Source organism: Glutamicibacter uratoxydans, assembly GCF_006539925.1.
GTDB lineage: Bacteria > Actinomycetota > Actinomycetes > Actinomycetales > Micrococcaceae > Glutamicibacter > Glutamicibacter uratoxydans.
Map to the genome: position 1 here is coordinate 1 of NZ_BJNY01000046.1, position 1,226 is coordinate 1,226.

The 1,226-nt window shown below is 52.9% G+C and carries 2 rRNA genes; both read right to left on the bottom strand.

The annotated features are described in order from the left end of the window. Positions 1 to 52 precede the first annotated feature (52 nt). Positions 53 to 169: ribosomal RNA gene (gene rrf, locus AUR04nite_RS17755) — 5S ribosomal RNA — on the bottom strand. Between the two features lie 142 nt (positions 170 to 311). After that, positions 312 to 1,226: ribosomal RNA gene (locus tag AUR04nite_RS17760) — 23S ribosomal RNA — on the bottom strand; the annotation flags it as partial.

Below are 1,226 nucleotides of genomic sequence, written 5' to 3' on the forward strand. Positions count from 1 at the left end.
AAGGTGAGGCTCCAACCAACTGGTTGGAGCCTCAAACCCATTCATAAGTTAAGTCCGGCGGTGACCTACTCTCCCACACCCTCACAAGTGCAGTACCATCGGCGCAATGGGCCTTAGCTTCCGGGTTCGGTATGGGACCGGGCGTTTCCCCCACGCTATGACCGCCGTAACAATCACGAAACACACAAACCAACCTGGGTCCGGTGTATCCGTCAAGTATCTGTTTTTTGTTGCGAGGTTGTTGTCTCGTAACCGTATAGTGAACGCGAACAGCAATAATAATTTTTGCTAACACAATTGTTTTAGTGTTGTGTTGTAAGTCATCGGCCTATTAGTACAGGTCAGCTACACAAGTCTTCAGGTCCTTGCTTCCACATCCTGCCTATCAACCCAGTGGTCTAGCTGGGGGCCTCACACACACAAAGGTGCATGGAAATCTCATCTCGAAGCAGGCTTCCCGCTTAGATGCTTTCAGCGGTTATCCCTTCCAAACGTAGCTAATCAGCGATGCACTTGGCAGTACAACTGACACACCAGAGGTTCGTCCGTCCCGGTCCTCTCGTACTAAGGACAGCCCTTCTCAAATTTCCAACGCGCGCAGCGGATAGGGACCGAACTGTCTCACGACGTTCTAAACCCAGCTCGCGTACCGCTTTAATGGGCGAACAGCCCAACCCTTGGGACCTACTCCAGCCCCAGGATGCGACGAGCCGACATCGAGGTGCCAAACCATGCCGTCGATATGGACTCTTGGGCAAGATCAGCCTGTTATCCCCGAGGTACCTTTTATCCGTTGAGCGACGGCCCTTCCACGAGGTGCCGCCGGATCACTAGTCCCGACTTTCGTCCCTGCTCGAGCTGTCACTCTCACAGTCAAGCTCCCTTGTGCACTTACACTCAACACCTGATTGCCAACCAGGCTGAGGGAACCTTTGGGCGCCTCCGTTACATTTTAGGAGGCAACCGCCCCAGTTAAACTACCCATCAGGCACTGTCCCTGAACCAGATCATGGTCCGAAGTTAGGTGACCGGTACAGCCAGAGTGGTATTTCAACGATGACTCCACCTGAACTAGCGTCCAAGCTTCACAGTCTCCCACCTATCCTACACAAGCTGCACCGAACACCAATACCAAACTATAGTAAAGGTCTCGGGGTCTTTCCGTCCTGCTGCGCGTAACGAGCATCTTTACTCGTACTGCAATTTCGCCGAGTTCATGGTTGAGA